Genomic DNA, 26,932 nt, shown 5'->3' with positions numbered 1-26,932 from the left:
AGCGTGGGGGCGGTCTAGAGATACCTCCGGCCGAGCCTGAGGTTCACAGGTATCCTCCTCCGGAACCTCTCTAGGTCGATCTTATCCGCCGGCCCCACCGCCTCTATCCTCCCGCGAACTGCCCTAACCACGACGGCGCTTCTGAGGGAGAGGGCGTCGTGAGGCGCGCCGATTATCACCAGCGGGCCGTCGCCCGCCACAGGGATCGCCTCGGCGACGCCCAGCCCCCTCAGCCTGTACTGGGCCACGCCCGGCACGTGTAGCCCGATGGGCGGGCAGTGGGCATACCTCACCAGGCCTACCAGGGGATCCTCCTCGAAGACGTAGCTGTACCGCGGCGTCGTGAACCCGGCCCCGCACCGGCGGGGGAGGACGACGGCTATCTCCCCCCTCATTCGGGAGCCCACGCCAGCGCGATGTGGTGGAGATACAGCCGGAGCACAGCGCGCCTCAGCTCGTCCAAACGCCCTTTCCCCGCCATTAGATCGGCGAAGAAGGACCCAACCCCCTCCGCGCTGGCGAACAGAGGCCCAGCCACCTCCTCAAGCACCCCCGTGGTCTCCTTATCCCCCTCGCGCCTCTTGAGCATGTAGACCAGCTCCACGGCGATCTTCGCCAGCGCCCTCTTGACCACCCTCTTGTCCACTTTGCCGTCCACGGCAGCGGTGGCGTACGCGGCGAAGAGCCTCTCGTACACCTTCCGCTCGAAGGCCCCCATGCGCCGTGTCTCCTCGTCCTCCCTGTATCTGGGGATTTTTTCCAAGTCATTCTCGAGCTCCGCGGCCTCTTCGTATATCGTGACGGGCTCCGCTATCAACACGGCGATGCTCCGCCCCCTGTCTATCCCCTTCGCCCTCTCTAGCCTTTCCTCGGTGTCTGCGAAGGCGAAGTAGATGGGGTACTGAGGCTTGTCTATCTTGGCGCCAATCGCCGTCTTGAAGCCCCACTTCTCGGCGTAGGTCGCCACGCTGGCGGCGTACCGAAGCGCCTCGAGGTTGCCGGCCAGCACCGCATCGTCGCCGCCCGCGTAGATCACAAAGATGGGCACCTCGCGGTACCTCTCGTCCGCAAGGAGGGCTGGGTAGAGCTCGTAGGCGGTGGAGACGGCGAGGGAGAAGGTGATCAGCGCCGAGGGGGTCCGCGAGGCGGCCTCCTTCAGCCTCCCCATACTGTTGGCGTCCATCTTGACGAAGGCGGCGTACCTCCCGGCCGCGTCGAGGGAGGAGTCCTCGCCCTCCCTGTAGTAGATGTGGGTGTTGGTGAACCACATGCCGTACGCCGGCCCGTCGGCGTCGAGGATGAAATCCCTCCTGTTGGTGGCGTAGACGGCGTGGGAGGCGGGGGGCATCTTGGACATCTGGCCGCTGAAGACCACGGCGTAGTCCAGAATGTTCACCACAGCCGTGTCATCCCCGCGCTCGGCCCCCGCCAAGCCGGGCGGCAGTGCCCCCCTGGGGAGAAAGGCGATGTATTTCAGGTTGCGGGCGGCCCGGCCGATGTGTAGCTCGTCTCTACAGAGGTGGCAAAGGTCGACGACCTCCCCGCTTTTCAGCCTCTCCGGCGTCACCTTGGCGGACAGCCGGCCGCAGAACTGGCACTTCGCGGCGGGCCCCGCCGGGGCTCCGTAGTCGCGGTAGATGAACTTACGCTCTGTGACCCTCTGGGAGAGCTCCCTCATGAGGTCTTTGAACCTTGCCACGTCCTCCAGCCTGTAGGGCCCAGCCGCGGCGGCATACAGGGCGAGGGCCCCCTCCGTCTCCCGGAGCACTCTACTCTCCAGCTGGTCGAGGAGCGCCAGGTCGAACTTGGGCAGGAGGAGGAGGGCCTCCCCGCCGGTGTCCAGGAGGACGTTGGCGTATGTTGCCGTCTCCACCCTGTCTATGAGCCACCTTACGGCGGCCCTCTGGAGGGCGTTTATCCGGAGGGAGCGCCCCCTGAGGATGGCCATGGCGGCCTTGGTGGCGCCGGCCCTCGAGATGTACTCCTGGATCCTCCCCACGTCTATAGACACCAGGTAGAACTCGCCCCCCGTAGAGGCGAGGGCGGCGGCCAGGAGGGAGTGGGCGTAGAGGGATGTGTCTGGCTCCCTCACGCCGTATACAGCCGCTGGAACAAAAGACGCCGTCGCCTTCAGCACGTTTACCAGCGTCTCCACGAGCTCCTTGAAGCCCATCCTCCTCTGAGCCGCCTTCGCCGCCAGCCTCATCAGCTCCTCGTAGGCCCTCCGGTAGCACCTACACACCTCCTCCGGGCTCGGCGGCTCCGTAGACGGGATGAGCCTCTCGCTGAGGCTCTGCGGCGTTGGACACGGCGGGACGTACACCCCCGTGGGCAACCTCAGAGGTATCTCGTGCTCGCGCCGCCCCGGCATGGCCAGGCCCTGGCCCGACTCCTCGTCGCCCGGCGCCCTCTCCAGAGCCGCGGCTCTGTCGTAGGGCCCCACCCCCCAGCCCCCCTCGTGGTGCCTCAGAACCAGCTCCCTCACCGCCTGCGGATCAACCCCAGCGGCCTTAAGCGCCGGCGCGACGACGTCTACGAAATCCGCGCTCTCCTCCACGTGGCGCCTAGCCGGCTCCCCACGGCACAGCTTCGCCCTCCTTATGAGCTTCCCAACGTCGTGGAGGAGGGCCGCAACTACGTACTCCCTATAGCCACTCATAGCAGGCCCAGCCCACCGGCATCCCCTCAACCGTCTTCTTTGTCACGTCCCCCCAGAACCTCTTAAGCCGCTGGGTCATGTACTCCTGTATCCTCCGGTAGAGGGCTGGGTCGTGCCGCTCCACCAGGTTCAACACGGTCTTCCACCTCCTCCCCGCCCCAAAGCCGATCCTCACCGCGGCGGGGCACCGGGGCCTCCAACCCTCCCTCTCCCCCGCCTCGCGGGCGAAGTCGTCCAGAGCTTTTTTCAAGTCGTCCAGGGCGAGGACCGCGTCGCCCCCGCCGTCCTCCCTAGGCCTCGGCCTAACGACCACCCTGTATTCGAAGGCGGAGCCCGGGGACGCGCCCACCGCATACGCCGAAGCTATGACGTTGCTCCCCTTCACCACGTCGATTTTGTACACCTCAAACCTCGCGCCGGCGGGCCCCTCCCTCACCAAAACAGCGTTGAAGACGTCCCAGACCCTCTTCCCCACCACCACCTTGAAGACGGCCGCCTCGCCCCTAGCCGCCAGGAACTTCGGGTGGACCCGCTCCTCCAGGGCTTGAGCCACCGCGCTGAGGAACCTCCCCCTAGCCTCCCCATCCCTCTTGAGAACCCAGTGGAGATACGCCGTCCGCAACATCCCCTTGACCGTGGAGGCCGGAGGCGGGATCCCCAACTTTACCTCCGCCTTGTCGGGGAGCTGGGGCGACGGCAGAGAGAGGCGGGAGTACCGCGCGGGGTCCGCCCTAGCCGCGGCCACCACATCCGCCAGAGAGGGCGCCCTCCCCGCCCTCACCTGCGCCTCGATTAGCCGGAGCAGCGCCGGGTGCTCCAAGTCGAGGACGTGGAGCCGCCCCCCGGACCACAGGGCGTCCAGGCCCACCACCGCCGCCCTCCCCGACAGCACAAAGACCGGAGTCTCAGCCCTAAGCCTCAAAACGGCGGTCTCCCAGCCGGCGAGGGGCCCACCTGCCGCAGACAGCCTAGACATGGCTCACGAGATCCACAGCCACAGAGGCCTCAGTATTTTGACGCAGCCGCCGCCCCCCAGATCCTCGAAGTCGAAGCTCCCCCACACCACACCCCCGTCCATTAGCACAGAGGCGGGCCCCACCGCCCCCCAGGTGCAGGACCAGCTCCTCACCGCCCACTCCCCCAGAGCTCTCTCGTAGCCAACCGGCCTCCCCACACCCATGAGGAGGGCCGCGGAGCCGGAGTCGCCCACGTCCACTTCGCCGACCTCAACCACCTCGAACTTCCCCAGGCCCGAGGACCTCTTGCCGCCTACGCCCACCTCGCCCAACAGCTTGAGGTAGCTCACGTCCAGCCCCTGGTAGTAAACCACGTAGGGGACCAGGGGGTTAAAGACGGCGATGCGGTAGGGCTCGGCCATCTGGTTGACGCGGGAAAGGGCGTTCCTCGCCACGGCCAGCCTCTCCCCGTACGGCCTGTCCTTGAGCTCCAGCCCGCCGCACGTCCACCGATCCCCCCTCCGCTTAGGCACATCGCCCCCCTTGAGGCACTCCAGGGGAATATACCTAAGCCTCTTGACCGCCTTCGCCTCCTCCGGCGCCGCCCCCCTCAGAAGCTGGAGCCTCCACGTGGCGGGCAGAGGAGCCGGGAGGTGGAGGCGGTCCGAGGCGTCGGCCACCATGGGATACGCCGACGAGACGCGAAACCCCCCACGGACCCCCAGAGCGTACAGCGCCGAATATATCGCGTCCGACGGCACGTAGTCCCAAGAGTCGTAGAGAGTCCACCTCCCCACGTGGATGGGAGTCACAAAGCGCAGAACGGCATAGCCAACCCTCATTGCCACCACTGAGACACCTCCTCGCCCAGCTTGGCCAGAGAGGGCGCCTCAGCCCTCCTCAGCTCGCTGAAGGTCAAGGCGTCCAGCAGCTTGGCCTCGAGGTTGGTGAACTCCACCTGGCCGTAGCCCCTGGTGCCCGAGGCCCCCAGGTAGGTCTCCTCCACAAGACGCAGCGACTTGATCAACATGTCGAGGTAGTACTTAACAGGCGGCGTCCCCCTCTTAATCTCGTCTACCTTGGTATACTTAACACAATCCTCCTTCGGCTTCAGGTCGATGTCGTACACCAACACGGTGATAGACCCGTCGAACTCCACCCCAGGCCTCAGCCTCAAGATCTCGCGGGGGTCGGCTGTGCTCGTGACCCTGTCGATCCTGTTCTCGTTCTTCTCCTCAAGGAAGTCCTCAAGCGACACGTAGGCGCAGCCACCCTTCGCGTCGCACAGACTCTTCACATAACCCTCGGAGGGGAAGAGGTCGCGAAATATTGCGCGGCTAGGCGCCCAGCACTCGAAGAGGTAGCGGTACCTCTCGTCCAGCTCCCTAAAGGCGATTGAGGGCGTCCCGAAGATGTTATCCACGGGGCAGAACGGGTCCTCGTCCATGATGTTCTTCTGGACAATCCTCATGTGTAGGTAGATCTTCCCGTCGGTGGTGTGCAGAGGCAGGCCCAGCGCCGCCTCCAGCAGAGACCTAGCCCTCCCCTTGAGAGAGGAGGCGGGGATATACGGAACCGTCAGGGGATGCTCGGCGTTGTTGAGCCTGTAAACCCGCTGTATCGACATGGGCTGTATGTCGGCGGCCCCCAGCACCTCCTTCGTCTTCCCACTCCTAATCAAGAGGCCGGACGCCCTGAGCTTGAAGTTAATCTTAACCAGGTTGGACAGCTTCAGCCGAGCCTGCGGGTACTGCTCGCTCATAGCCACTCCTCCTCTTCCTCCCTCCTCCTCCCGCCCACTATCTGGTAGGCCAGCACAGCGTCGAGCGCCAACTTAAGCGCCTCTGCCTCCTTCTTAGCGCTTTGCAGATTCCTCCTAACCACGTCCTGCCTAATCTCGGCCAAAGCGGCCTTGATCCCCTCGGCGAGGTCCTGCTGAAGCAGACCCCTGTTCTTCTGATACTCAATAATAACGTCCAGCCTAGCCAACCCAGCCGCGATGGGGATTGGGTCGGTGAACCTCCCAGCGGCTATATGCTCCAGCGGCTTGACTATGCTGTTGTAGATCTTGCGGAAGGCCGCCGCCGTGACGTAGGTCCTGTATCGAGACGCCGAGTTGAGGCCGTCCTCGTACCGATCCTCCTTAAACGCCCTATAGATCTCGTAGAAGTACGACCTCGGCATATACATGACACAAGCCATGTTTATAAACATTCCGTCCACGAAGCATATGGACAACGCCCAACCCCACCTCAAGGTCATCCTCAAATCCGACGGGCTGACCTACGGAGACACAAAGCTGAAAGTAGACATAGAGCTGGACGTCGGAGGCGCCACCGCCCTCATAGGCCCCAACATGGCCGGCAAATCGCTGGCACTGCACTGCATCGCGGCACGTAGCAGACGCCTCTACGCGAGAGCCATGCCGGAGTTGCCGCCGGAGCTCGACTGCCGCGTAGAGCCGGATCTAGACTACTACGCAGTCCTCGTAGACGCCTATAGAGTGATGGCGCAGGCCTACGAAAAGCTGTTGGAAAAACCGCTGGGGTACATCAGCTCAGAGGCCGAAGAGCTGAAGAATTACTCCGACGAGAGGATCAGGGCAGCTGGCTACAGCATCGGCGAACGCGTCGTGGATATCTCCAAGGCCGCGGGGGGCGACCACCTAGTGGCAAAAGAGCTAAAGCTACGCGCCCGCGACACCCTCCTCTGGGAGGCAGGCCAGGTGTTTAGAGATCTCGTGGTGGAGTTCGAGAAAGCCTCAGAGCGGCTGAGGGAGGAGGTGAGGGAGGTCTTCACCGACTACGCCCCCCTCCTGTTAAGCGCCGTCGAGGAGGGCTTCGTCTGGGAGGATCTAGCGATGGGGGCCAGAGGGCGGAGGCTAGGCCAGCTCTCGTCCGTCTTCGCCCCAGCCCTAGTCGCGCTCTACGCCGCCTACACATACGCCCTGGGTGAAGCCGCCTACCTCCTCGTGGAGGAGCCCGAGGCACACGCGCACCCCCTATACGCCTTCTTCCTCGGCCGCTACCTGAGGAGGCTTGTGGAGAGGTCGGGAGGCCGCTTCAACGTAGTAGCCGCCACCCACAGCCTAGACTTCGTCCGCGGCCTAGGGGGGAGGACTTACGTCCTCCGGAGGAGCCGCGAGAGAGGCATCTACGTGGCCGGGGAGTGGAAAGGAGAGGCCTACGTCCCCGGCTTCTCAGACCCAGCCATATACCAGCTCTTCGGCGGAGTGTAGGACATGCTGTGGATAGACTCCGCCGGTCTCTACTACCTGCTCAACGCAAACCCAAATGGTGCGATGATGTTAATCAAGTACATATACGAAAACAGTGGCGGATTGAAGATCGGGCTTCTAGCAGACGGAGACAAAACGACGTCGAAATGCAGAGGCGGCTGCACCGACAGGAAAGCCATGGCGGTCCTCGTGTTCCTCGCGGGAGCCGGGCTGGCGGTAAACTGCATATGGTGTGTTAAGCATGTGAACTGCGACCACGTGTGCGTCAACAAACACGAGCTCTACACAGCACTCTGCCAGTGCGACCCAGGCGAAGAGTTCATAATAGCGCAGTGCAACTGCACCTACGGCGAGGGGGCCGTCTTCCAAGAGGGCGCCAACGTAGCCGACTGCCAAAAGCCAATGCGCTGCTTCTGCCACCTCTCCTGTAAAAAGTAAGCCGAGGCGCTTAAACCATACAAAGGCGCTCTTCAACACACTGCATGAAAGTCTATCTAGGCGGCACGCTGAAGTATGGAAACGTGGATCTCGCTCTCGATATAGAGATAGAGGCGAAGGGCGCCGTGGCGCTGATAGGCCCCAACCTCTCCGGCAAGAACCGCGGCTGGTTGAACCACTGCTTTCAATCCTCTTTTGAGATTCATTGCATATTTGTTCAGCATATTCTTTACGGGCCTTAAGGTCAACTTTCAATCCTCAACTTGAGATTCAGCAACACATGTGCCGCCGGCCGCAGTGCATTCCGTCACTCCTTTCAATCCTCAACTTGAGATTCATCGCTTAGAACTTCTATGCACCACATAAGCGGTATGGTAAACTTTCAATCCTCAACTTGAGATTCCTCCTGTCAACTGCCATCTTGAATGCGGCGGTGTCGAATGACCTTTCAATCCTCAACTTGAGATTCACATCCGGTCGGCGTTGGCACGACGCTGAAGTTCACGCCGGGTGCTTTCAATCCTCAACTTGAGATTCACGGAGTTCGCCAACGCCCTCCTCCACCAGTCCTGCTCATACTTTCAATCCTCAACTTGAGATTCATCGTCGCCGTGAGAGGCGGCGATGTATTGTATTTTAACGTCTTTCAATCCTCAACTTGAGATTCGGCTCCTCGGCGGCGGCGCCGAAGAAGCGCGGAATTGTGTCGCACTTTCAATCCTCAACTTGAGATTCAGAGAGGCGTGGAGAAGGTCGTACATGAACATGGAAGTGCCGCTTTCAATCCTCAACTTGAGATTCCGCCCCCACGACGTCGTGGTGTATAAGGGGCTGAAGCTGGCGCTGAAGTGTGCTTTCAATCCTCAACTTGAGATTCACAGAGCACAATAGTATACTTGAAAAAGCGTTGATAAGAGCTTTCAATCCTCAACTTGAGATTCAGTTCTCCTCTAGATTTTATAGGTGGGAGGCCAATCCCGATGGAGCTTTCAATCCTCAACTTGAGATTCAGCGCTCTACGCGAGAATATGCAGATGATTTGCTGGATCTCCTTTCAATCCTCAACTTGAGATTCTGATGAATTGCGGGACGCATTTGTCATGATGCAGGGATCGAAACTTTCAATCCTCAACTTGAGATTCGGAAGTTACACAGAGACTAGGGACTACGTCCGTTGGGCACCCCTTTCAATCCTCAACTTGAGATTCGGCTCCTAATCAGATACTCGTTCTCGGGGGACGGGATGCCCCCGCTTTCAATCCTCAACTTGAGATTCAGTAAGGGCCGTCAAGCTCTGCATCCACTATACGACACGGTACTGCTTTCAATCCTCAACTTGAGATTCCGCCATCGTCCACACCCTGGAGTTCTGCGCCGGCGTCGTACAGCCTTTCAATCCTCAACTTGAGATTCCCAGTACTATCGCAACGAAGACTTCGACAAAAGGATAGAGACTTTCAATCCTCAACTTGAGATTCACTGGCTCGGCCACGCGAAGACATCCACGACGCTGGAGATCTACTCGCTTTCAATCCTCAACTTGAGATTCCTCTGCGGCGTGGACTACACCAGGTGGCCGTACCAGATACACTTTCAATCCTCAACTTGAGATTCAGTCTGCGCCTGTACTCATTCAGCAGATACGCGAACTTAATCTTTCAATCCTCAACTTGAGATTCTTAATTACTCTGAATCAGCGAGTAGCGTTAGAGCTGTCCTCGCTTTCAATCCTCAACTTGAGATTCCGAAGGGGTCAGTGAGGCCGGCAAGGAAGGACGTGACCTGTTGCTTTCAATCCTCAACTTGAGATTCGATCAACTGGACGCCGGTTACGCAGAACGCCGCCACTTGGTTTATCTTTCAATCCTCAACTTGAGATTCTCCTCTTCCTCACGTCTCCTGCGCTCTTCTTCTTCACGACTTTCAATCCTCAACTTGAGATTCCGCGCAGCTGTGGACGCGCTCGCCAAGCAGATCCAAGAGAAGACCTTTCAATCCTCAACTTGAGATTCACTTCACGTTGCGCACCACAACGGTGACCTGGTCGCCTTCGTTGCTTTCAATCCTCAACTTGAGATTCAGTCGAACTAACACCCATTCCTTACTCGAGATATCTGTACAGCTTTCAATCCTCAACTTGAGATTCGCGTCGCAACGCCGTCATAGCGCTCATAACGGATGGAATCGACTTTCAATCCTCAACTTGAGATTCGGTGGGTTGGACTACTTCCAACAGACAGTGCGACAGAACTTTCCGCTTTCAATCCTCAACTTGAGATTCAGGTGCGACCTCTGCGGGAGGAGAGTGTCGTACGAGACTCTCTTTCAATCCTCAACTTGAGATTCAGGTGCGACCTCTGCGGGAGGAGAGTGTCGTACGAGACTCTCTTTCAATCCTCAACTTGAGATTCGTGCTAGATGCCACTCAGTTCAGCCAGCAACTGAGACAGCATGCTACCTTTCAATCCTCAACTTGAGATTCGGAAAGACGGCGTTAAGTTCGAGGGCGCCGTGCAGAGGACAGCTTTCAATCCTCTCTTTGAGATTCCAGCGCCGGCGCCCCCCACCACGCCGGCCTCTCTACGGTGAGCTTTCAATCCTCTCTTTGAGATTCAGGGGGGAAGACGGCGTGAGACGGCGCAAGCGACAGAGACAACTTTCAATCCTCTCTTTGAGATTCTGGGCCTTCTGGGTTTTGGTTTTTGGTGGTTTTTAAGTTTTTCTCTGGTGGGTTTTGTGTTGATTTCGGGGTGTTCTTGTGATAGCTCTTTCTGGGTTGTTGGTTTTTCTAGAGCTGGCCTTGTGCGTCCCGTAGTTGAAAGCGTGTGGCTGGAGGTCGGCGGCGCCGTCCGCCGTTGTTCTGCCCGCCGTTTTTTAAACTGGATCACCGCTTTACAAAGGTACAACGGCGGAGGAGTAGAACGATTTTACAAAAAGAAAGGGCACGTTGCACGACGATTTATAAACGCCGTGATCTATATAGAATATTTATGTTTAGGCTTTATTAATTGTTCTTTGTGTGGTGGTGTGTCTTGTGGTTTTGTGTCGCGTCAGTTTAGGAGTTCTGTGAGTTCGGAGGAGGCTGTTGCCTATGCTCTTCTGGCGTGTGAGGCGCCGGTGGGGTCGTATCTGGTGGTTGAGGGGGGTGGGAGGAGGTGGCTGGCCAAAGTGAGGGAGGTCTATCTGGAGGACATCTACTCCGTTGCCAAGACTCCCGTCCTCACGCCGGAGCAGGAGCTGGCTGTGCCGCTCAGGCTGGGGCCGGCTGTGGCGGTTTTGGAGCTGGTGGCGGAGTGCTCTGGGGGCTCCTGCGGCCCGCCTGCCTCGCCTGTGCCTATACATGCCGAGGTGAGGGCACCGGGGCCGGGGGAGGTGGGGCTTATGCTGTCGCTTCCGCGGCAGGGCATCCTGCTGGGGGACCTGGCCCTTCCCTCGGGGCAGGCGCTGGGGGGCGAGCCTGTGTATCTGCCGCTGGAGGCGCTGAGGCACCACCTCCTGGTGGTGGGCACCACGGGGTCTGGGAAGACGGTGTTTGTCAAGGAGCTCGCCCTGCAACTGGCGGGGGCTGGGCAGAACGTGGTTGCGCTCGACGCTGTGGGGCACTTCTACCACCTGGCCTACAACGGCCTCCCCGTCAAAGTCCTGCTCCCCGTGACGAGGAGGCTCGCCAGGAGGGGGCCCAGGGCAGTGGCTAGGCGGGCCGCCGCGAGGGCTCTCTGGGGGCGGAGGGGGAGGTTCAAGGCGAGGGTCTTCCGGAGGGGGAGGGCCCTCTCCCGCATAGAGCTGGAGATAGCGGAGCCCGGCGGGGCGAGGCTGGAGGTCTTCCCCTGGGCCCTCAAGAGCCCCTCGGTGCTCCCTCAGTTGCACAGAGCAATGCCCATCTTGACCCAGCAGGCCCGTATATTCTACAGGAGGGTCCTCCAGAAGGCCGTCGAGAAGGCCGGCTCCCCCGCGGCCGAGCCCCTGTTCCAGTGGCTCACCTCGCCCTCAGATGACGTCCAGAGGGGGAGGCCGCTGGTCAACTACGAGAAGCTGGGAAACGACCTGGGCCTCCACGTGAGCACCATGGAGAACATCGTGAGGGCCGTCCTGGCCCTGGTGGAGACCGAGCTCGTGGATGTAGAGACGGCGGACGGCGCCAAGGTGGGCGAGCCGGACTACGGGAGGGCCCTCTCGGGCTACGCCGTAGTCGACCTCTCCGAGCTCAACACGCACCAACAGCGGCTGGTGGTCTACCGGGTGCTGGACGCCGTATACAGGGTGGCCCGCCCCACCACCGCCGTCTTGATAGACGAGGCGCACCTCTTCTTCCCACAGACGCGCAACGAGGACGAGCAGGCGTTTATAGAGGCCCACCTCACCCGCCTCACGAGGCTGGGGAGGGCCAGGGGGATAGGCGTGGTCTTCGCCACGCACATGCCGGACGACCTAAACGACGTGGTCCTCCAGCTGGCCAACACCAAGGTGGTGCTACGGAGCGATCTGAAGGTGTTGGAGAAGCTGGGGGTCCCCCCGGGAGACAGGAGGTTCGTGGCCTACGCGGAGAGGGGCCTCGCCTACGTCGCCAGCTACGCCTACCGCTACCCCCTCTACGTCAAGGTGAGGAAAACCGCCGTCCACTTCGGCTGAGCTCCTCCAGCCACCTCCTGGGCCTCCCGTCCTCCCTGTAGAGGAGCTCCCTCGGCAGATCCTCAACCCCCAGCGAGACCCTCGGCAGCGCGTGGAGACCCCCCGACCTGTCCACGTAGACGGGCACCGCCCCCGACACCCACGCCGCCAGCGCCAGGTAGATAGAGAGGACCCTCCAGCCCGACGTCACCCCCACGTAGGCCTCTCCCCTCCTCCTCAGAAGCCTCACCACGGCCTGGTCGAAGAGCTCGGCGGCCCCCGTAAGGGACCCAGGCGCCAGCCCCCTCACCACGAAGAACCCCACCGGCTTCGCCACGCCGAGCCTCCCGGCGCACTCCAGAAGCCACCTCGCCGCCGCGGCCGACTCCGGCGTGTCCGCCGCCGCCAGCTCCAGCTCCACCCCGCCCCCCAGCGCCAGCGCCGTGTGTAGCTCGGGGACGGACCTCGGGTCTGGGCAGTCCCCGCCGACGCGAGACAGCAACCTCCCGGCGCCCCTAGCCCCCACAGCCTCCAGGAGGTACCTCACAGCTCCTGCAACGCCCTAGCCAGCGCCTCGTAGCCGCTGTAGGTGGGCTCGGCCCGCGTCGCCCCATACAGCACCTTGAGAACCCCCGCGTTGAGCCTCCTCGCCAGCCTGTCAGCCACGGCGATGGGCACAGGCACCCCGTCGACGCCCGCCAGAGCCGGAACCCACGACGCCGCCTCCTCAGCCACCTCCGGCGAAAGGGCCTCCACCCTCAGAACCCTAAGCCCCCTCGCCGTGGGGGCACCCACGTAGTACATCCACTTGGTGAACCCCGCCGACGACACCGAAATCGGCCCCACCCTCCCCGGCCTACCCCCCAGCAGCCTCCTCGCCACCACCTCGTCGCTGGCCCCCTCCCCCACGCACCTGGCCAGATACGCCGCCCTCTCCACCCTCTTCACCACCCCCACCGCCTTGCCCCCCAGCGCCCGCGCCCTCCTCTCCATCACCCCCCTGTATATAGCGCCGGCGACCCCCTCCCTCTCCGCCGCCTCCGCCGCCCTGAAGACGGGGCCGTCCACCAGCAGATACCCAGACCCATCCCACGCCCCCGCCAAGGCCAGCTCCACCCCCGACCTCACCTCGTCCCTCACAGACTCCAGATCCACCCGCGAGTCAAACACCACCCCCGCGTGCTCCGACACCACATAGACCCCAGGCCCCAAATCCGGCGGCGGCCCCTCCCAGGCGAAGTTAAACCTAACCCCCAGCCACCTCACCCCCAGACCCGGCACCAGCGCCACGCCACCCCCCACCAGCGCCCCCGTAGCCACAACCACAGAAACCCCCTCAAACTCCACCACCGACGTGTGGCTATCCAAACCCCACAAACCCCCCGGAGGCGCAGACACATCCCACGACACCTCCCAATACGGACAATCCACCACACCCCCCTCCCCCACCTCACCCACAACCGGCGGCAGAGACTCAGCCGCCCTATCCCCAAAAACCTCCAAAAGCCGAGCCAACCTAAACACATCCTCCACAACACAAACCAAACCCCCATATAAAAACAACCCACAGACACAACCTACATACCCTATATAGACAGCGGCGTTTATAAATCGTCGTGCAGCAAGCCCTTTCTTTTTGTAAAATCGTTCTACTCCTCCGCCGTTGTACCTTTGTAAAGCGGTGATCCAGTTTAAAAAACGGCGGGCAGAACAACGGCGGACGGCGCCGCCGACCTCCAGCCACACGCTTTCAACTACGGGACGCACAAGGCCAGCTCTAGAAAAACCAACAACCCAGAAAGAGCTATCACAAGAACACCCCGAAATCAACACAAAACCCACCAGAGAAAAACTTAAAAACCACCAAAAACCAAAACCCAGAAGGCCCAGAATCTCAAAGAGAGGATTGAAAGTCTCCCCCGCCTGTCCTACAGCAACTACGGCTTTAAATGTGAATCTCAAAGAGAGGATTGAAAGGTGGCGGTTGATGACGACGACATTGTGTTGGTGGACATCGGAATCTCAAAGAGAGGATTGAAAGCACTTGCAACACAGCGGTACCACTGCGGTCATAGACACTAACGACGAATCTCAAAGAGAGGATTGAAAGCAGACCACACCCGTATCCACGCCACGGCCGGCCCCGTCCGAATCTCAAAGAGAGGATTGAAAGACAATCTCGTAGAGTTCGTCCTCCACCTCCTCCTCGCTAACGAATCTCAAAGAGAGGATTGAAAGGCAGTACCACCGCATCTGCGGCCCTAAGCCCGTAGTAGTTCGTCGAATCTCAAAGAGAGGATTGAAAGCGAGGGCCCTCCTCACCAGGAGCGACTTGTTGCCGACGCCGGTGCGGAATCTCAAAGAGAGGATTGAAAGCTTCAGACCGAACTTCTCGCCAACCCAAATCAGATCATCCTCAGAATCTCAAAGAGAGGATTGAAAGGCAAAAAAGTGAATCCAGTCGCTAATCTTACTGTTAGCCACGCGAATCTCAAAGAGAGGATTGAAAGTCGTACGTCTCCATCACCACCTTGGCGCTGTCGCTACCATGCTGAATCTCAAAGAGAGGATTGAAAGACGGATACCAGAACCACGAATCGCGTGGAGCGTGATAGTAGAATCTCAAAGAGAGGATTGAAAGGTCTGTATACTTGATAGTGGGGTGGTTGATACAGTGGCAGATGCCGGAATCTCAAAGAGAGGATTGAAAGTCTGGCAACTGCTTCACGACTATACTATCGCCATCTGAATCTCAAAGAGAGGATTGAAAGGACGTCTCAGATTCTCGAGCTTGTCAACCAACTGCGCAAGCTCCCTGAATCTCAAAGAGAGGATTGAAAGGGCCCCGGCGCCAGATGCCGCCAGGGCCCCGGCTATTAGTAGGGCCGAATCTCAAAGAGAGGATTGAAAGACGGCGGATGTATGTTCTGTAGGCCTGGCTGGCCCTCTGCAGTAAGAATCTCAAAGAGAGGATTGAAAGTGACCAACCTAGATCGGGCAATAATTGTTAAGGGCCCCATCCACGAATCTCAAAGAGAGGATTGAAAGTAATGTAGCACGTCTTGGCACGCTCTACGCACTCCTCATGAGCCGAATCTCAAAGAGAGGATTGAAAGGAGCCTGGGGGCGGCAGGATCAGTGCTGGCGGGGCGGCCATACGAATCTCAAAGAGAGGATTGAAAGTGTATTACAGCACAAATATATGCATATACAGACATCGACGCGAATCTCAAAGAGAGGATTGAAAGAAGACTCCCCTTGAGCTGGGCGCAGAGAAGCCCCTGTGAATCTCAAAGAGAGGATTGAAAGTCTCAAACGCATACGCGTTCTTCTGCCAGTAGTACGGATGAATCTCAAAGAGAGGATTGAAAGTAGCCCTCCTAACGCCGTTGACATAGACATATCCATCGCCGGAATCTCAAAGAGAGGATTGAAAGCACCACGGTGCAGTTGCGCGCCCTGGCGTACACGACTAGCGAATCTCAAAGAGAGGATTGAAAGGCCCGACTACAGGCCAAACTTTATACTGGGTCTCAAAGCGAGGTTGTTGAACGCCGGTGGCGGCGCTTGTGTTCCAACGTAGGTTGGTCTATTGGAGGGCGGGGGTGTTGAAGGGGGGTTGGGCCGGCGTTGTGTGGGGCTAGATTTTTTCCACTGTTGTTGGCAGGTGGCTGCACCATTTTCTGTACCAGCAGTTTTGGCATTTCGCCGGATTTGGGTTTAGGACCGGCGGCTTTCCCTGGAGTATCTGCTGTAGTCTCGAGACGGCGTAGTTCAACAGCTCTTGTAGGTCTTTGGTGATGTGGATGTGGGCTATGTGGCCGCTCTCGGCGTAGTATATGTAGGCTGTGGTGACGGCTTTTCCGTATCGTTTCTGCACCATGGCGGTGTAGGCGGCGGCTTGTGCCTTGTGGTGTATGGGGATGCGGCGGGGCCTCGCCGCGGCCTTCACCTCGAGGGGGCTTGGCCTTCCGTTGATCCAGAGGACGGCGTCTACCGTGCCGCAGAGGGGCGGGGCGGCTATGTGGACGGCGTATTCGGCCTTCTGGGCGCCTAGGGCCTTGGCGGCGGCTTGTGCGGCCTCCTGCTGGAGCTCTCTGCCCTTCTGCATCCTGAGGGTGGGGGGCTCCGGGGCGCCTGTGGCGGTGTAGTAGGCGGCCATGGGGCAGTAGAGGTACTGCCGTATTAGGCTTGGGTTAATGCAGGGCTGCATGTCCCGCGGGGGGCCTGGGGGGTATCCTCAGTGCGGTCTCTATGGCCCTCTTGTCTACCTTGAATATGGCTATGTCGGCGTTTGCCCCCTTTACGGCTCTGGCGAGCCTCTCGGCGAGCTCCTTGACGAGGGCCGGCGGGAGCCTGCCGACGTAGGCGGAGCGCTGGATGCGGGCTAGGCCGTAGGCCCTTAGGATGTCGGCCACCTTGGCTCTGACGTCGTTTTCCGTTATGTCGTACACCACTATTATGTACATATGGAGCGCGCCAGAGCTCTGGCCTCTCTGTGGATCTCGGCGGAGAGGGGCCTCTTGGCGGCGTGGAGCTCCTCCAGGACGGCGGCGGCCAGCTCCAGGCGGGACCGGCGGGTGAGTAGGCCGCCCTCGGACTCCAGCTTGTCCGCCATCTTGGCCACGACGGCGTCGACGCGGGGCCTCCACTGCTCCATGAAGTCCAGCGCTAGGGAGGGCCTCCCGGATTTGTCTACGTGGAGGAAGCCGACGTATGGGTCCAGCCCGGCGAGGATCAGGGATTTGTAGACCAGGGCCTTCAAGATCCCGTAGCCGTAGTTTAGGCCGGCGTTGACGGGGTCTCTCCCCTCCTGGTCTCTGCCGGGGAACCCCGTGACCTCCCTGTAGGCGGCCCAGTAGGCCTCGGCGGCCGCCGCCTCGGCCTCCAAGACAGCGTGGGGGGAGGCGGCGTCTCTCAGCGCCTGTAGGGCCTTGGCTAGGGACTCGGCGTATTGGCTGTAGCCTCTTAGGCGGCGGCGCCAGGCCTTGATGTTGTCTCTCTGGCCCAGCATCTTCTTGAAGACCCAGCTCTTGGCGTACTGTAGCCCTCTGCCGTCCTCCGCCGCCTTGTACTGGCACCTCCTCTTGGCCCCCGTGGCGTCTCCGATGGGCTTCATGAATATGCCCAGGGGCTCCCCGCGGGGGCTGAAGACGGCGACTGTGGCCCCGGCGGCGAGGAGGGCCCTGAGCGCCCTCGTCGTTATGGATATGCCGCCGGTGAGTAGGAGGACCTCGTCTACCTCGTGTAGGGGGTACTCCCTGGCGCCCTCCTTTGTCTCCACGAGGAGGAGGCCCTTCCTAGCCCTTATCCTGGCGCCGTATGCGGCCACTACGACCTGCATACGCTGTAGTAGGGGCAAGTCTTGGGGCACTGGGGGGCGGGGCCTGGGTCTCTGGCGGAGGCGACGACGTCGATGGCCTCGTCTCTGGCCTCGAGGAACTTGGCGCGGGGGGCGTCGCCGAGGTGGTAGGCGGTGGCTCTGTACTCCACCTGCCCGTCTATAGATATCTGGACGTGTATGCCGTAGTCTATGGGGACGCCGTACTCCGCCTCTATGGCCATGGCGTAGCCGGCCAGCGCTACGTCGACGTTCTGGCTGGGGCCGAACTTGAACTCCACCACGGCCCCCAGCGCCACGCCGTCCGCCACGACGTAGCTGAGGCCGAGGGGGGCGCCGTCTACGGCTATCTGGGCGGCTATGGGGGCGGCGTAGAAGGCGGCGGCGTCGCGGCTTCTGGCCAGGCGGGAGGCCAGGACGTGCTGGTACTCGCCGGTGAGCCTAACGGCGATGTATCTATACAGCGCCTCGGCCTTAGCTCTGAGGTCCTCCGGCATGCCCTCGCCCGGGGGGGACATGGGGGTGCCCGAGTAGACGTACCTCCTGAAGTCCTCCAGCGCCTTGAAGAGGACGGCGTGTAGGGCCTGCCCCTCGGCGAGGGGCTTGGTGGGCTGGGGCCTCTCCCCCAGCACGTACTTGAGGTAAAGGCTCCTCCCAGTGGGGCAGTAGCCGTAGGCGAAGTCGGAGAGGGCGAGGCCGAGGTAGGCGGGGGGCTTGACCGGCTGCCTGTCGTAGGCCCAGCCCCTCAGCTCCGGCGAAACCTCGGCGGGGCCCTGGGTGACCTTGGCCCTCCTCAGTAGGCGGGCGATCTCCAGGAGTGTCAACACGAAGTTTTGATGAGGTGTGGTGAAAACCTTTTTCGTCTACAAGGTTTATATCTCGGGTTGCAGGTGGCTTGCAATGAGGATGGGCATCACGGTGGGGTTTGAGCACAGGTTCGCGGTGCGGGCTCTCGCCAAGCTGGGGCCGGCTGACGAGTACATCTTTCTCTACGCCTACACCGGCAGGGGGGAGGACTCGAGGTCGGAGAGCACCGTGAGGGAGCTGATAGCCGCTTTCGGGAGGGGGACCGGGTTTAGGGTGGATCTGACCAAGCCCGGCGAGGCGCTGGAGCAGATCTACGGCCTGGGGCTGGAGAGGGTCGTGCTGGCGGGCGGTCCTAGGTTGCTGGTGCTCCTCGCCCTGCTGGCATCCCTCCTCCGGAGGTCCGAGGTGTACGTCCTCCCGGAGTACTCGGCGGAGCCCCTGGATTTGACCCCCCTCACCGCGTTCTGCGACCTCTGCAGGCTCAGCCCGGCGAAGCTGGGCGTAGTGGCTTCGGTAAGCGGGAGAGTGGGGATAGACGACGTGGCGCAGTTGGTGGGCCGGGACTCGACGACTGTTGCGAGGTACCTCAAGGACCTGAGCGAGGCGGGGGTTGTGAAGTCCCTCGGCGGCAGGAGGAGGGAGTACTTCGTCGACCCGCTCCTCACCACAGTTGCTCGTCTTATGCAAAACAGAGCCGGGTCTTTGTAGAGAGAAACTCTTAATAATTATTGTATTCCCTCCCCTATGGAGTCTGTACAGATCAAGAGGGAAGAGCTAGTGGAGAGGGCGGCCCGCTCCGTGAGGCCGGCTGTGCATCTGGAGATGGCCTACGACGTGTTGGACGAGCTCTCCAGATCCCCTGAGAAGTACCCGGAGCAGCTGGCGAAGCTCTCGAGGATCGTTGTGAAGGTACTGAACGACGTAGAGGAGAAGCTGAACGATATAGAGGAGGAGCTCAAGCACAACCCCCAGAGTAAGGAATCACAGAAGGTCAAGGATAGGCTGGCGGCTTTACAGAGGGCCAGGAATAGGCTGGCGGCTTGGGGCAGATACGTGGCCGAGCTCGCCAAGCGCCTTGAGGAGGCGGACGACAGAGAGAGGGCCCGGATGGTGAGGCTCTTCTGCGCCATGGCCCTAGCTCCCGACAAGCTGACTGTAGAGCTGAAGAAGTTGCTTAAGGGGCCATGAGGGTGGCTCCCCCCTACGTTAGGGCCGCGGGCCGCTTCGAGGCGCAGCTGTCGGTCTTGACCGGCGCCGGCAACATGGGCAACTACAACATGCACGCCGTGGCCAAGGTGGTTCACGGCGGGAAAGCCTACGAAGTGCCCGTGTTGACTGGGAACGCTCTGAAGCACTGGCACTCGGTGTATCTGGCCGAGGTGTACCAAGACCTCGGGGGGAAGCAACTGAACGAATTCTGCATGAAGGGGGTGGGGCTGAGGGGGAAGAACTTGGGCGGCGATGACGCCTCCAGCGAGGCCGAGGCCATAAAAGACCTCTGCAACGACCTCCACGGCTTCCTCCTCCCTGACAAGCAGATCAAGCGCGACAGCCTCGTGAGGGTGTCCTTCGCTGTGCCGGTGCTGGAGGAGAAGAACCTCGAGGCGGCGAGCAAGTTCGCCGTGGTACACAACAGGGTGGACCCCTTCAAGAGGACGCAGCAGGTGAAGTCCAAGGAGGAGCAGGAGGGGACGGAGATGATGGTCTTCAAGCAGGAGTACTCATCGGCGGTCTACGGCTTCGCGGTGGCCATGGACCTCGGGCTCTCCGGGGTGCCGCTCTACCAGGAGGGAAAAAGCGATGTAGACGATAAGGAGAGGGAGCTGAGGATAAAGTCGGCGCTTGTGGCTCTGCTACGGCTGTTCAACGGAGTTGGCTCTAAGCAGGCGCGCGCTCTCCCCATCGCGAGGCTTAGGGAGCTGGTGATCGCAATATCGGACTCGCCCATCCCCAACCTCGTACACGGCGCGTATCCAGACTACGTCGCAAGGTCGGCGGAGCTCCTGACGGCGTATTTAAGGGCTGTGGGGAAGAAGGGGGTCGTGCTGTGCTACGGCGTCGACTGCCCGCGGAGCAACGACGTCCTTGAGTGTAAAAAGGCCGACACGCTGGACGCCCTATTTCAAGAGGTCCTTGGGAGGGCTCTGCCAGGGGGGCAACCCGCTAGGAGGTGATGCACTACTACCTGATCGAGGCCAGGGCGCCTCTGTACTCGGTGAAGGTGGTGGACGTCTATCAGGTGGCCTCCGCATATCCGCTTCCCACGCCGCACGCCGTCGTGGGGGCGCTGGGGGCGGCCATGGCCCACGCCGGCATGTGCCGGGGTTCGCGGTGTATGAAGGAGGCGGAGGGGCTGGTCGTGGCGGCTAGGCCGGCGGCTGTGGGGGAGCTGGCCAAGTTCCCCGCGGTGTTGTGGAGGACGCGGGGGGTGCTCGAGGACAAGTCCCTCCCGGCGGGCCTTGAGGACTACGCGGGCGCCCGGGACGCTATGGTTAGGGAGTACGTCTACGCCCACGCCGTCAAGATACTGCTGGTCACCAGGGAGAGAGTGCCGCAACACGTGATTAGGCTTGTGGCGAGGCTCGGCGACAGCGAGTCCTACGTGTCGGTCGTCGACGTCCTGGAGGGGAAGCCGAGGGAGTGCGGGGGGCTTGTCAACGTCGCCGTGAGGGCGGCGAAGGCGAGGAGAGGTAGCTACACGCTCTACCGCGCCTTAGACGAGAGGGGGAACCGGGAGCTCTTCGCATACCCCTTGGTGGAGGAGGGCGGGGTCTACAGGCGCGGCGGCGTGGAGGTTGGTTCTAAGGTGCTCTGCTTAGGCGAGGCTGTGTTTCCGGAGGGAGATGACTGGTAGAGGGCTTGACACGCTGGTGAGGGAGCTGAGCCTGGCGTGGTGTAGGTCGAAGGGGGAGCCCAGCTGCGCCGTGAGGGAGGAGGTCCTCGCGGAGCAGGCCAAGGCGGCTGAGGGGATCGAGAGGTCAGACGGCGTGATCCTCCTCAAGGCGCCGACGGGCTTCGGAAAGACCGAGATCTGGACAGCGCCGTTTTTCGCCCAGTGGCTTAGGGGGGAGTGGTTCGCGCCCAGGTTGTACGTCGTCGAGCCCATGCACGCCCTCCTTAGGCAGATGAAGAGGAGGATGGAGGTCTACGCCCAGGCCGTCCAAGGCCTGGGGCTCCCGAGGCTGAACGTCGCTGAGGACCACGGCGAGGTGGCGAAGCCCCTCTTCCTATATGGGGGGCACATAGTCCTCACCACGGTCGACTCGCTGGCCTACGGCTACCTCGCGAGGCGGGTGCAGAGGTGGCGGGAGGAGGGCGTGGAGAGGGGGAGGTACAGCATGCCCGCGGGCCTACTCGCAAGCGCCTACATTGTCCTAGACGAGGCCCACCTCATACAGGACGAGGCCTACCTAGGCCCCAGGGTGCTGGGGAAGATAGTCTGCGACCTGGCCTCCGCCGGCGCCAAGGTCGTCATATCCACCGCCACGGTCCCCGAGACCTTCCTCAAGCACATCCCGTGTCTCGGCGGGAGGCTGACGCTTGGGTCCGGCACTGTCAGAAGAAACGTGGAGGTGGAGAGGAGGAAGGGGGTCCTCAAGGCGGAGGAAATCGAATGCGGCAGGCCCACCATCGTCATTGTGAACACGATAGAGAGGGCCCGGCGCATCTACAAACAGGTGAGGTGCGGGAAGAAGGCCGTGGTGCACTCGTTGATGAGGAGGGAGGACAGGGAGAGGCAGCTGAGCAGGGTGCTGGCGGACGGAAAGGTGGCCGAGGACGCGGTGCTGATTGGGACCCAGGCGCTTGAGGTGGGGCTCGACTTCTCCAACCTAAGGGCGCTCTACACCGAGACGGCCCCCGTAGACGCGCTGATACAGCGCATTGGGAGGGTGGGGAGAGACGGGGGTAAGGCGGAGGCCTACATCTACGAGGCCGAGGGAGATGCCCCCTACCCGCAGACCCTCATGCAGGCCACGCGCGAAGCCCTTGAGGAGGAGCTACGGGGAGGCGCCGCGCTGACGTCTTGGGAAGACGCACAGAGGGCCGTGGACAGAGTGTACAACGAGAAGGCCGTGGAGGAGCTCATGACGAGGGGGCTGGCGTGGTACGGCCAAGCGCTCGGCTACCTGCAGGAGCTGTCCCTCTTCTCCTACCCGCCCAGAGGAGAGGTGAGGATAAGGCCCTCCAGCTACATCACGCTTGTTATTGCCGACGTGAAGCAGGATGGGGATAAGGGGCGCTACATCACGGAGGAGGACGTGGAGAGAGGCGCGATGAAGATGAGCTACACCTCCAGAGAGGACCCCAGGATTAACGCCCTGCTCCAGAAGGTATCCACCGCATATACGGTGAGGGGGATCGCCACGGCGAAGGACGAGACTCTCTACTACCTAAGCGAGCTCCGGGGGGGCTGGGATGGGGTTGAGGTGGTTGTGGTGGACAGGAGGGACGTGGAGGAGCTGTACGACGAGGCGGGGCTCGACGTGGCGCAGCTCAGCGGCGGAGGCCAGAAGAGGAGGGGGAGGGGGCGGAGGAGGCGATGAGCTGCTGCGCCTACTTCCGGGGGAGGGACTGCCTCCAGACCTACGAAGACCACATCACGCAGGCTCTGGAGGCGTGTGAAAGGCTGAGGCCCTACTACGGCCGCTGGATGGAGAAGGCATTTGGGACCGCCGACGCCGCCGCCCTAGCCGTGGAGTTCCACGACCTAGGCAAGCTCGCCAGGGCTTACACAGCCGGCAACCGCGCCAGGTATAGGCACGAGGTGCTGGGGGCCTACTTCGCGTTGAGGAGTGTACAGACGGAGGCAAGGTACTACGTGGCGGCGGCGGTCGCGCTCCACCACGAGCCCATGATCCTCGCCGCCTACGCCGGCGAGCTCGGCGAGAGGGCCATCCACGTCTCCACGCTGAGGGCCATGCTGAAGGACTCCGACCTGAGCCTCGGTTGCACCCCCAACTACAGCTACAGGCCTGAGGTAGCCGCGGCGCTGAGGGAGTGGGCAAGCAGACCGCCCACCGCCGACGACGTGGCCGACGCCTTCCAGGAGCTCGCCGTGTATCTTAGCGGCGGCGCCCCCCAGGAGGTGAGGGTCAAACGGCTGAGGGTGGCCGGGCTACTACACGTGCTGACCGTATGCGACAACTGGGGAGCGAGGGGCCGCCCAGGAGAGGGAACCTTCATTAGCAGATACATGGCGGCGAGCGAGCTGGGGCTATGACCCAGTGCCCACGGGAGATGATCACGCCGGGCCACGGCATTATAGCCGACGCCCTCATCATGCACGGCCTCATCAAGATCCTCCACATCGAGGGGAAGATGGAGGGGTGGGCAGAGCGGCGAGGCGAGAGATTCGCCGTATGCGCCGACAGGCCTGAGCTGAACTGGATAGACCAGTGGGAGCCCATGGAGCTCCTCGAGATCGCCGCTGAGGCCAAGGCGAAGGGCAAGGGGGAGGAGTCAGAGGAGGAGCAGGTGCCCTACTTTGGCCTGGTGTACGACCTCTACAGATCCACAGTGGATCGGGGGAACTTCCCCAGCTGGATCTCCGACTTGAGAGAGGCGCTGTATGCGCTCAAGTCGGACTTCGACCTCTCCGAGGAGCACAGGGAGAAGAGGGGGGAGGGCCGCGCCCGCCCAAAGAAACGCGGGTACTACACGCTTTACCTCCCTCTCTCGGGGGTCTACGGCAAATACGTCGTGGAGAACTACGGCATAAGGCAGTCCCAGTACGCGGTCTGCGCCACGTGCTTCGCCCTCAGCACCCTGGGCTACATCTACGGCACCGTAAAGGCGCGGGTGGAGCGGAGGTCCTCATCCGGCGGGGGACACGACGTCTTCAACCTCACGTTTATCCCAAGGGGGAGGACGTCGCTGAGGACCCTCATGACGCTCCAGAGGATGGCTGGGCTCGTAGAGATGCGGCCGGGGGATCTAAACGAGCTGGGGGCGGTGGTGTACATGCTGTCGGTCGGCGAGACCATATACGCGGTGAGAGAGAGCGTGGACATCCTCGTCTGGATCACCCAGAGGGCCGGCAACTACTTCCAGAGGACCGTCGGGGTCAACATATTCAGAGGCGACAGACTGCTGGAGGCCATCGCCCAGATCAAGTACAGAGCCCCCAGGTGGCCCAAGATAGCGAGGCAGCTCGGTAGCTCCCTAAACGTCCTAGGCGAGTACCTCGCCTTCGGCGGCGACGTGTACCACGTCATTAGGTCGGTGATGGCCGACTTGGGGAGGAAGGGGGGCAAGCTGGCCGAGCTGGAGGGCCTCGCGGAAGCCCTTAAAAAGATAGGCTAGAACAGACCCGTGTTCAAATTCGAGTTCTGCCCCACGCGGTCGCGTTGCCTCACCAGGGGGAGGGGGGAAATGGCGGACGTCACAGTGATAATGGGCCCTCCGAGGGCCGGGAAATCCCTATTCCTCGCCCTCCTCTACGGCCTGTCCTACTACTCCAGACAGGGCAGAATTCCCGGCTTCCTGCGGGAGCTGGCAGAGAGCTACCTCGGCGCCGAGGGCCACATCGCTCTTGAGACAGAGGACGGCGTCGTCAGATGCGAAAGCACGGCCGACGGGGTCTCATGCGCCGCAGACGCCAGGGGCCAGTTCATGGCCTACCTCCTATACGAGGGCCTGGAGTACACCCTGAGGTACAGACACTGCGCACCCCCCGACGAGAGGGGGGAGGTGCTGGCGTACATAGAAAAGGCCGTGATGAAGAAAGTGGGCGAGAGGTACCCGGTGGTGGTACGCGGCGGAGAGCTGTGGGAGGAGGTAGACGGCAAGCACCTGCCCATAAGGCACTCCTCCAATGCTGTCGTCCTCATCGGCGTGCTCGAGCGCCTCGCCGGCTACGCGTCAGAAGGCGAGATGCTCCTCCTCGACGGCACCCTAGACGGCCTCTACCCAGACGACGCCGCCTACATCGCCTACCGGATAGCCCAGGCGGCCTCCCGAGGCGCAAGAGCCGTGGTGGCCACCCACCTCCCCCTCATCTACGACCTATTCAACAACCTAGACGCAGTGGCGGAGTACCTAGGAAAGGAGAAGCTACGCGTGGAGACGGCCGGCTGGATCTTCCACGCGGGGGAGATAGCCCCCGCCGACTACAACCTAACCCCCTACGGCAGAGTCCTCATGGAGATATACAGCAAGATCTACCGATGAGCTGCCCCTGCGTCGCCAGACTCCACATACCAGACGGCAGCAAACACGTCACGAAGTACCTACGCATCTCCAAGATGCAGAGCCACGACCCCAACGAAGTCCACAGATACCTCAGCCATGTCCTAGACGACAGCATCTCCGACGACTGCCTACGCCACAGAGACAACGCCGTAGACTGCTACTTCCTCGACGACAGCGGCCAGAAAATCGGCGTTGAGTTCACCACAAAACTCGACACGAGCCACATAAAGACCAAGACAATCGACGGCCAGCAATGCGACACCTCCCGCTGCAGAGCGGTCATAGTGTTGCCGGCCAAAAACGCCCCAGAAATCCGAGTGAAGACGGGAATACTCACTTGCCGAAGCCACAGAGACTGCGCCGAACTCCCCCACCTCCTGCTTAAGTACGAGATAGTAATCGTGTTCATTTAAACGCGCCAAGTGCCCGAACAGCTCAGTCCCGCCTACACGGCCAGCTTACGAAACGCCAAGCGGCCGACCTTCGTAGAGGATTGAGGCCAGTTGCTTAACTCTGCTTGTCAACAAATCAGGGCTCAACCCCATCGACTTCAGAGAATGCTCCGCCTCAGGCGGCAGCTTAGCGAGGTCGCTGGGGCTTGAGATCCTCAAGAGCGAGGCCCCGCCCCCCGTCTTGTAGACAAGATAGGCGGGCACCCCCCTCTTCAACGCGATCAACACGTCGTCCACGTAGTTGCTCTCGAACACAGTGACCCCCCTCCTCCTCGCCAGCATCCTCTCCACGAGCCTCAGCCTAACCGGCTCGTAAAGAGACACCTCAGACAGATCGATGTGGAGCGGAGCGTCCCAAGCCGTGTAGGCCCTATGCAAAACACTATAGATAGCCTCCACCCCCCTCCCCGCCTCCTCCGGGCTGAGCTTAAGGCCCACAACCTCGTCATATGCCCCACCCGGCGAAATCACATAGCCGCCAATCCGCTCCTCAAAAGGCTCGGCAGGGCCGGGCTCAGGTCTCAGAAGCCTCGCCACGTAGAGGGCTAGCTTGCGGGCAACCTCCTCCGTCCCCCGCTCAAGCTCGCCCTCAACGCTCAACCCCTCCGGAGACGCCGCCAGCTCCCGGTCCAGCTCGACCGAGAAGTCTAAGACGTGGGGCTCGTCGCCAGCCACAGCAACAAAGCTGTAGGACACCCTCCCATAGTCGCACTGGGCCAGCCTGTTGGCGTGATCCGCAGAAACCTTCCGAAGCTCCTCCACCAAGTCGTGGGGAAACGGCACGCCGTAGCACTTCGACCTAGGAAACGGCAAGCCCTCCACAGACACGCTTACACGACCCCGAGGCGTCCTCCTCCAAGCGCTGACGTGCCTCCCCAGGTACAGCCCCCTCCCCCACTCCAAATAGCCAAACGCCGTAATCGCGGCATATATCGTGGTCTTCCCCACCCCATTCGGCCCAAAAAGCAGAAAAACCTCAGGAAGCTCCACATTGAGCTCCCTAATAACGCCAAAATTCTCAACAACAACCCTCATACCCCCCACAACACAGAAGTTATTATACATACCAACGCACTCCCCACCGCCGACGCGGCACCAACCCCTCTTCCACAGCAACCTGCCCTATCTTTCAATCCTCAACTTGAGATTCCAGTAGCTCGTCGACATGGCGCTCGCCGAGTACACAGCTGTGCTTTCAATCCTCAATTTGAGATTCGCGAGGAGGTAATGAGACAGCTACAG

Annotated in this window: 26 protein-coding genes and 3 CRISPR repeat arrays (1 of these 29 only partly in view); of the genes, 13 read left to right on the top strand and 13 right to left on the bottom strand. The window is 61.4% G+C overall.

All coding sequences use genetic code 11. The features are described 5' to 3' along the window. Nucleotides 1-14: 14 nt before the first annotated feature. The 6 genes from TNEU_RS05780 to TNEU_RS05755 are packed head-to-tail and all read right to left on the bottom strand — an operon-like array spanning nucleotide 15 to nucleotide 5,799. Entirely contained in the window at nucleotides 15-395 is a 381-nt protein-coding gene (locus TNEU_RS05780; protein WP_012350502.1) for a hypothetical protein, read from the bottom strand. Continuing rightward, a complete protein-coding gene (gene cas10, locus TNEU_RS05775) occupies nucleotides 392-2,659 on the bottom strand; it encodes a type III-A CRISPR-associated protein Cas10/Csm1 (RefSeq protein ID WP_012350501.1) in 2,268 nt (755 codons plus the stop codon). The genes TNEU_RS05780 and cas10 overlap by 4 nt, the downstream gene beginning before the upstream one ends. Then, nucleotides 2,646-3,635 carry a CRISPR-associated protein gene (locus tag TNEU_RS05770; protein ID WP_012350500.1) on the bottom strand — a complete coding sequence of 330 codons (990 nt, stop codon included), beginning with the start codon at nucleotides 3,633-3,635 and terminating at the stop codon, nucleotides 2,646-2,648. Before TNEU_RS05770 ends, cas10 begins: the two co-directional genes overlap by 14 nt. A gap of 3 nt (nucleotides 3,636-3,638) precedes the next feature. Further along, the gene (csm4, locus tag TNEU_RS05765) at nucleotides 3,639-4,457 is read right to left on the bottom strand and encodes a type III-A CRISPR-associated RAMP protein Csm4 (protein ID WP_148682503.1); all 819 of its coding nucleotides are present in this window, start codon (nucleotides 4,455-4,457) and stop codon (nucleotides 3,639-3,641) included. Next, a complete protein-coding gene (gene csm3 / locus TNEU_RS05760; RefSeq protein WP_012350498.1) occupies nucleotides 4,454-5,377 on the bottom strand; it encodes a type III-A CRISPR-associated RAMP protein Csm3 in 924 nt (307 codons plus the stop codon). Before csm3 ends, csm4 begins: the two co-directional genes overlap by 4 nt. After that, nucleotides 5,374-5,799 (bottom strand): hypothetical protein, encoded by a 426-nt coding sequence (locus TNEU_RS05755; RefSeq protein ID WP_012350497.1) that lies wholly within the window; start codon nucleotides 5,797-5,799, stop codon nucleotides 5,374-5,376. The genes csm3 and TNEU_RS05755 overlap by 4 nt, the downstream gene beginning before the upstream one ends. A gap of 46 nt (nucleotides 5,800-5,845) precedes the next feature. Here TNEU_RS05755 and TNEU_RS05750 point away from each other — a divergent pair, with 46 nt between their 5' ends. The 4 genes from TNEU_RS05750 (at nucleotide 5,846) to TNEU_RS05740 (ending at nucleotide 11,920) form a co-directional block, all read left to right on the top strand. Next, nucleotides 5,846-6,853 (top strand): OLD family protein, encoded by a 1,008-nt coding sequence (locus tag TNEU_RS05750; protein WP_012350496.1) that lies wholly within the window; start codon nucleotides 5,846-5,848, stop codon nucleotides 6,851-6,853. Nucleotides 6,854-6,856: 3 nt separating this feature from the next. Then, a complete protein-coding gene (locus TNEU_RS05745; RefSeq protein ID WP_012350495.1) occupies nucleotides 6,857-7,291 on the top strand; it encodes a hypothetical protein in 435 nt (144 codons plus the stop codon). 44 nt (nucleotides 7,292-7,335) lie between these two features. Further along, nucleotides 7,336-7,533: a hypothetical protein gene (locus TNEU_RS10550; RefSeq protein WP_425357485.1), complete on the top strand. Its 198-nt coding sequence runs from the start codon at nucleotides 7,336-7,338 to the stop codon at nucleotides 7,531-7,533. Nucleotides 7,534-7,539: 6 nt separating this feature from the next. Further along, nucleotides 7,540-9,971: a CRISPR direct-repeat array (repeat unit 24 nt; unit sequence CTTTCAATCCTCAACTTGAGATTC). Between the two features lie 347 nt (nucleotides 9,972-10,318). Continuing rightward, on the top strand, nucleotides 10,319-11,920 hold the full coding sequence (locus TNEU_RS05740; protein WP_012350494.1) for an ATP-binding protein: 1,602 nt from the start codon (nucleotides 10,319-10,321) through the stop codon (nucleotides 11,918-11,920). Here the strand turns inward: TNEU_RS05740 and TNEU_RS05735 are convergent. From TNEU_RS05735 to cas4a, 6 genes are all read right to left on the bottom strand, one after another. Further along, entirely contained in the window at nucleotides 11,886-12,446 is a 561-nt protein-coding gene (locus tag TNEU_RS05735; protein WP_012350493.1) for a hypothetical protein, read from the bottom strand. The genes TNEU_RS05740 and TNEU_RS05735 overlap by 35 nt on opposite strands. Continuing rightward, the gene (locus TNEU_RS05730; protein ID WP_012350492.1) at nucleotides 12,443-13,432 is read right to left on the bottom strand and encodes a DNA double-strand break repair nuclease NurA; all 990 of its coding nucleotides are present in this window, start codon (nucleotides 13,430-13,432) and stop codon (nucleotides 12,443-12,445) included. The genes TNEU_RS05735 and TNEU_RS05730 overlap by 4 nt, the downstream gene beginning before the upstream one ends. 356 nt (nucleotides 13,433-13,788) lie before the next feature. Then, a CRISPR array of direct repeats spans nucleotides 13,789-15,400; the repeat unit is 24 nt; unit sequence GAATCTCAAAGAGAGGATTGAAAG. 139 nt (nucleotides 15,401-15,539) lie between these two features. Next, nucleotides 15,540-16,112, bottom strand: a complete 573-nt coding sequence (cas4, locus tag TNEU_RS05725; RefSeq protein ID WP_012350491.1) for a CRISPR-associated protein Cas4 — start codon at nucleotides 16,110-16,112, stop codon at nucleotides 15,540-15,542. Beyond that, nucleotides 16,096-16,368, bottom strand: a complete 273-nt coding sequence (gene cas2, locus TNEU_RS05720) for a CRISPR-associated endonuclease Cas2 (protein ID WP_012350490.1) — start codon at nucleotides 16,366-16,368, stop codon at nucleotides 16,096-16,098. The genes cas4 and cas2 overlap by 17 nt, the downstream gene beginning before the upstream one ends. Then, nucleotides 16,359-17,243 carry a CRISPR-associated endonuclease Cas1 gene (gene cas1, locus TNEU_RS05715; RefSeq protein ID WP_148682381.1) on the bottom strand — a complete coding sequence of 295 codons (885 nt, stop codon included), beginning with the start codon at nucleotides 17,241-17,243 and terminating at the stop codon, nucleotides 16,359-16,361. Before cas1 ends, cas2 begins: the two co-directional genes overlap by 10 nt. Beyond that, nucleotides 17,231-18,067: a type I-A CRISPR-associated protein Cas4/Csa1 gene (cas4a, locus tag TNEU_RS05710; protein WP_012350488.1), complete on the bottom strand. Its 837-nt coding sequence runs from the start codon at nucleotides 18,065-18,067 to the stop codon at nucleotides 17,231-17,233. The genes cas1 and cas4a overlap by 13 nt, the downstream gene beginning before the upstream one ends. A gap of 16 nt (nucleotides 18,068-18,083) precedes the next feature. Here cas4a and csa3 point away from each other — a divergent pair, with 16 nt between their 5' ends. The 9 genes from csa3 to TNEU_RS05665 are packed head-to-tail and all read left to right on the top strand — an operon-like array spanning nucleotide 18,084 to nucleotide 25,651. Next, nucleotides 18,084-18,755 (top strand): CRISPR-associated CARF protein Csa3, encoded by a 672-nt coding sequence (csa3, locus tag TNEU_RS05705; RefSeq protein ID WP_012350487.1) that lies wholly within the window; start codon nucleotides 18,084-18,086, stop codon nucleotides 18,753-18,755. Nucleotides 18,756-18,791: 36 nt separating this feature from the next. Next, entirely contained in the window at nucleotides 18,792-19,235 is a 444-nt protein-coding gene (locus tag TNEU_RS05700) for a hypothetical protein (RefSeq protein WP_012350486.1), read from the top strand. Then, nucleotides 19,232-20,221, top strand: coding sequence for a type I-A CRISPR-associated protein Cas7/Csa2 (gene cas7a / locus TNEU_RS05695; protein WP_148682380.1), 990 nt, complete (start codon nucleotides 19,232-19,234; stop codon nucleotides 20,219-20,221). The genes TNEU_RS05700 and cas7a overlap by 4 nt, the downstream gene beginning before the upstream one ends. Continuing rightward, complete coding sequence (gene cas5a, locus TNEU_RS05690) at nucleotides 20,221-20,901, top strand: type I-A CRISPR-associated protein Cas5a (protein ID WP_012350484.1); 681 nt, start codon at nucleotides 20,221-20,223, stop codon at nucleotides 20,899-20,901. Before cas7a ends, cas5a begins: the two co-directional genes overlap by 1 nt. Then, on the top strand, nucleotides 20,891-22,591 hold the full coding sequence (gene cas3 / locus TNEU_RS05685; protein ID WP_012350483.1) for a CRISPR-associated helicase Cas3': 1,701 nt from the start codon (nucleotides 20,891-20,893) through the stop codon (nucleotides 22,589-22,591). The genes cas5a and cas3 overlap by 11 nt, the downstream gene beginning before the upstream one ends. Then, nucleotides 22,588-23,268: a CRISPR-associated protein gene (locus TNEU_RS05680; RefSeq protein ID WP_012350482.1), complete on the top strand. Its 681-nt coding sequence runs from the start codon at nucleotides 22,588-22,590 to the stop codon at nucleotides 23,266-23,268. The genes cas3 and TNEU_RS05680 overlap by 4 nt, the downstream gene beginning before the upstream one ends. Beyond that, nucleotides 23,265-24,350, top strand: a complete 1,086-nt coding sequence (locus tag TNEU_RS05675) for a CRISPR-associated protein (protein ID WP_012350481.1) — start codon at nucleotides 23,265-23,267, stop codon at nucleotides 24,348-24,350. The genes TNEU_RS05680 and TNEU_RS05675 overlap by 4 nt, the downstream gene beginning before the upstream one ends. Before the next feature lie 9 nt (nucleotides 24,351-24,359). Then, nucleotides 24,360-25,217, top strand: a complete 858-nt coding sequence (locus tag TNEU_RS05670; RefSeq protein ID WP_012350480.1) for a hypothetical protein — start codon at nucleotides 24,360-24,362, stop codon at nucleotides 25,215-25,217. Beyond that, nucleotides 25,214-25,651, top strand: a complete 438-nt coding sequence (locus TNEU_RS05665; protein ID WP_012350479.1) for a hypothetical protein — start codon at nucleotides 25,214-25,216, stop codon at nucleotides 25,649-25,651. The genes TNEU_RS05670 and TNEU_RS05665 overlap by 4 nt, the downstream gene beginning before the upstream one ends. A 45-nt stretch (nucleotides 25,652-25,696) precedes the next feature. Here TNEU_RS05665 and TNEU_RS05660 read toward each other — a convergent pair whose 3' ends face one another. Next, nucleotides 25,697-26,725 (bottom strand): ATP-binding protein, encoded by a 1,029-nt coding sequence (locus TNEU_RS05660; RefSeq protein WP_012350478.1) that lies wholly within the window; start codon nucleotides 26,723-26,725, stop codon nucleotides 25,697-25,699. Between the two features lie 91 nt (nucleotides 26,726-26,816). Continuing rightward, a CRISPR array of direct repeats spans nucleotides 26,817-26,932; the repeat unit is 24 nt; unit sequence CTTTCAATCCTCAACTTGAGATTC; it runs 1,429 nt beyond the window's last position.

This window comes from Pyrobaculum neutrophilum V24Sta (assembly GCF_000019805.1).
Lineage (GTDB): Archaea > Thermoproteota > Thermoprotei > Thermoproteales > Thermoproteaceae > Pyrobaculum > Pyrobaculum neutrophilum.
Note: the sequence above shows the minus strand (reverse complement) of the source record. Positions and strands in the feature narration are given on the sequence as shown.

Excerpts from the sequence above, each read along its gene's own strand:
- TNEU_RS05665 (WP_012350479.1), top strand. The coding sequence starts at position 25,214 with ATGAGCTGCCCCTGCGTCGCCAGACTCCACATACCAGACGGCAGCAAA.
- TNEU_RS05770 (WP_012350500.1), bottom strand. The coding sequence starts at position 3,635 with ATGTCTAGGCTGTCTGCGGCAGGTGGGCCCCTCGCCGGCTGGGAGACC.
- csm3 (WP_012350498.1), bottom strand. The coding sequence starts at position 5,377 with ATGAGCGAGCAGTACCCGCAGGCTCGGCTGAAGCTGTCCAACCTGGTT.
- TNEU_RS10550 (WP_425357485.1), top strand. The coding sequence starts at position 7,336 with ATGAAAGTCTATCTAGGCGGCACGCTGAAGTATGGAAACGTGGATCTC.
- cas1 (WP_148682381.1), bottom strand. The coding sequence starts at position 17,243 with ATGCAGGTCGTAGTGGCCGCATACGGCGCCAGGATAAGGGCTAGGAAG.
- cas3 (WP_012350483.1), top strand. The coding sequence starts at position 20,891 with ATGACTGGTAGAGGGCTTGACACGCTGGTGAGGGAGCTGAGCCTGGCG.
- TNEU_RS05745 (WP_012350495.1), top strand. The coding sequence starts at position 6,857 with ATGCTGTGGATAGACTCCGCCGGTCTCTACTACCTGCTCAACGCAAAC.
- cas2 (WP_012350490.1), bottom strand. The coding sequence starts at position 16,368 with ATGTACATAATAGTGGTGTACGACATAACGGAAAACGACGTCAGAGCC.
- TNEU_RS05755 (WP_012350497.1), bottom strand. The coding sequence starts at position 5,799 with ATGCCGAGGTCGTACTTCTACGAGATCTATAGGGCGTTTAAGGAGGAT.
- TNEU_RS05675 (WP_012350481.1), top strand. The coding sequence starts at position 23,265 with ATGACCCAGTGCCCACGGGAGATGATCACGCCGGGCCACGGCATTATA.
- TNEU_RS05660 (WP_012350478.1), bottom strand. The coding sequence starts at position 26,725 with ATGAGGGTTGTTGTTGAGAATTTTGGCGTTATTAGGGAGCTCAATGTG.
- cas5a (WP_012350484.1), top strand. The coding sequence starts at position 20,221 with ATGCACTACTACCTGATCGAGGCCAGGGCGCCTCTGTACTCGGTGAAG.
- TNEU_RS05700 (WP_012350486.1), top strand. The coding sequence starts at position 18,792 with ATGGAGTCTGTACAGATCAAGAGGGAAGAGCTAGTGGAGAGGGCGGCC.
- csm4 (WP_148682503.1), bottom strand. The coding sequence starts at position 4,457 with ATGAGGGTTGGCTATGCCGTTCTGCGCTTTGTGACTCCCATCCACGTG.
- TNEU_RS05680 (WP_012350482.1), top strand. The coding sequence starts at position 22,588 with ATGAGCTGCTGCGCCTACTTCCGGGGGAGGGACTGCCTCCAGACCTAC.
- TNEU_RS05780 (WP_012350502.1), bottom strand. The coding sequence starts at position 395 with ATGAGGGGGGAGATAGCCGTCGTCCTCCCCCGCCGGTGCGGGGCCGGG.
- cas7a (WP_148682380.1), top strand. The coding sequence starts at position 19,232 with ATGAGGGTGGCTCCCCCCTACGTTAGGGCCGCGGGCCGCTTCGAGGCG.
- TNEU_RS05750 (WP_012350496.1), top strand. The coding sequence starts at position 5,846 with ATGGACAACGCCCAACCCCACCTCAAGGTCATCCTCAAATCCGACGGG.
- cas4 (WP_012350491.1), bottom strand. The coding sequence starts at position 16,112 with ATGCAGCCCTGCATTAACCCAAGCCTAATACGGCAGTACCTCTACTGC.
- cas10 (WP_012350501.1), bottom strand. The coding sequence starts at position 2,659 with ATGAGTGGCTATAGGGAGTACGTAGTTGCGGCCCTCCTCCACGACGTT.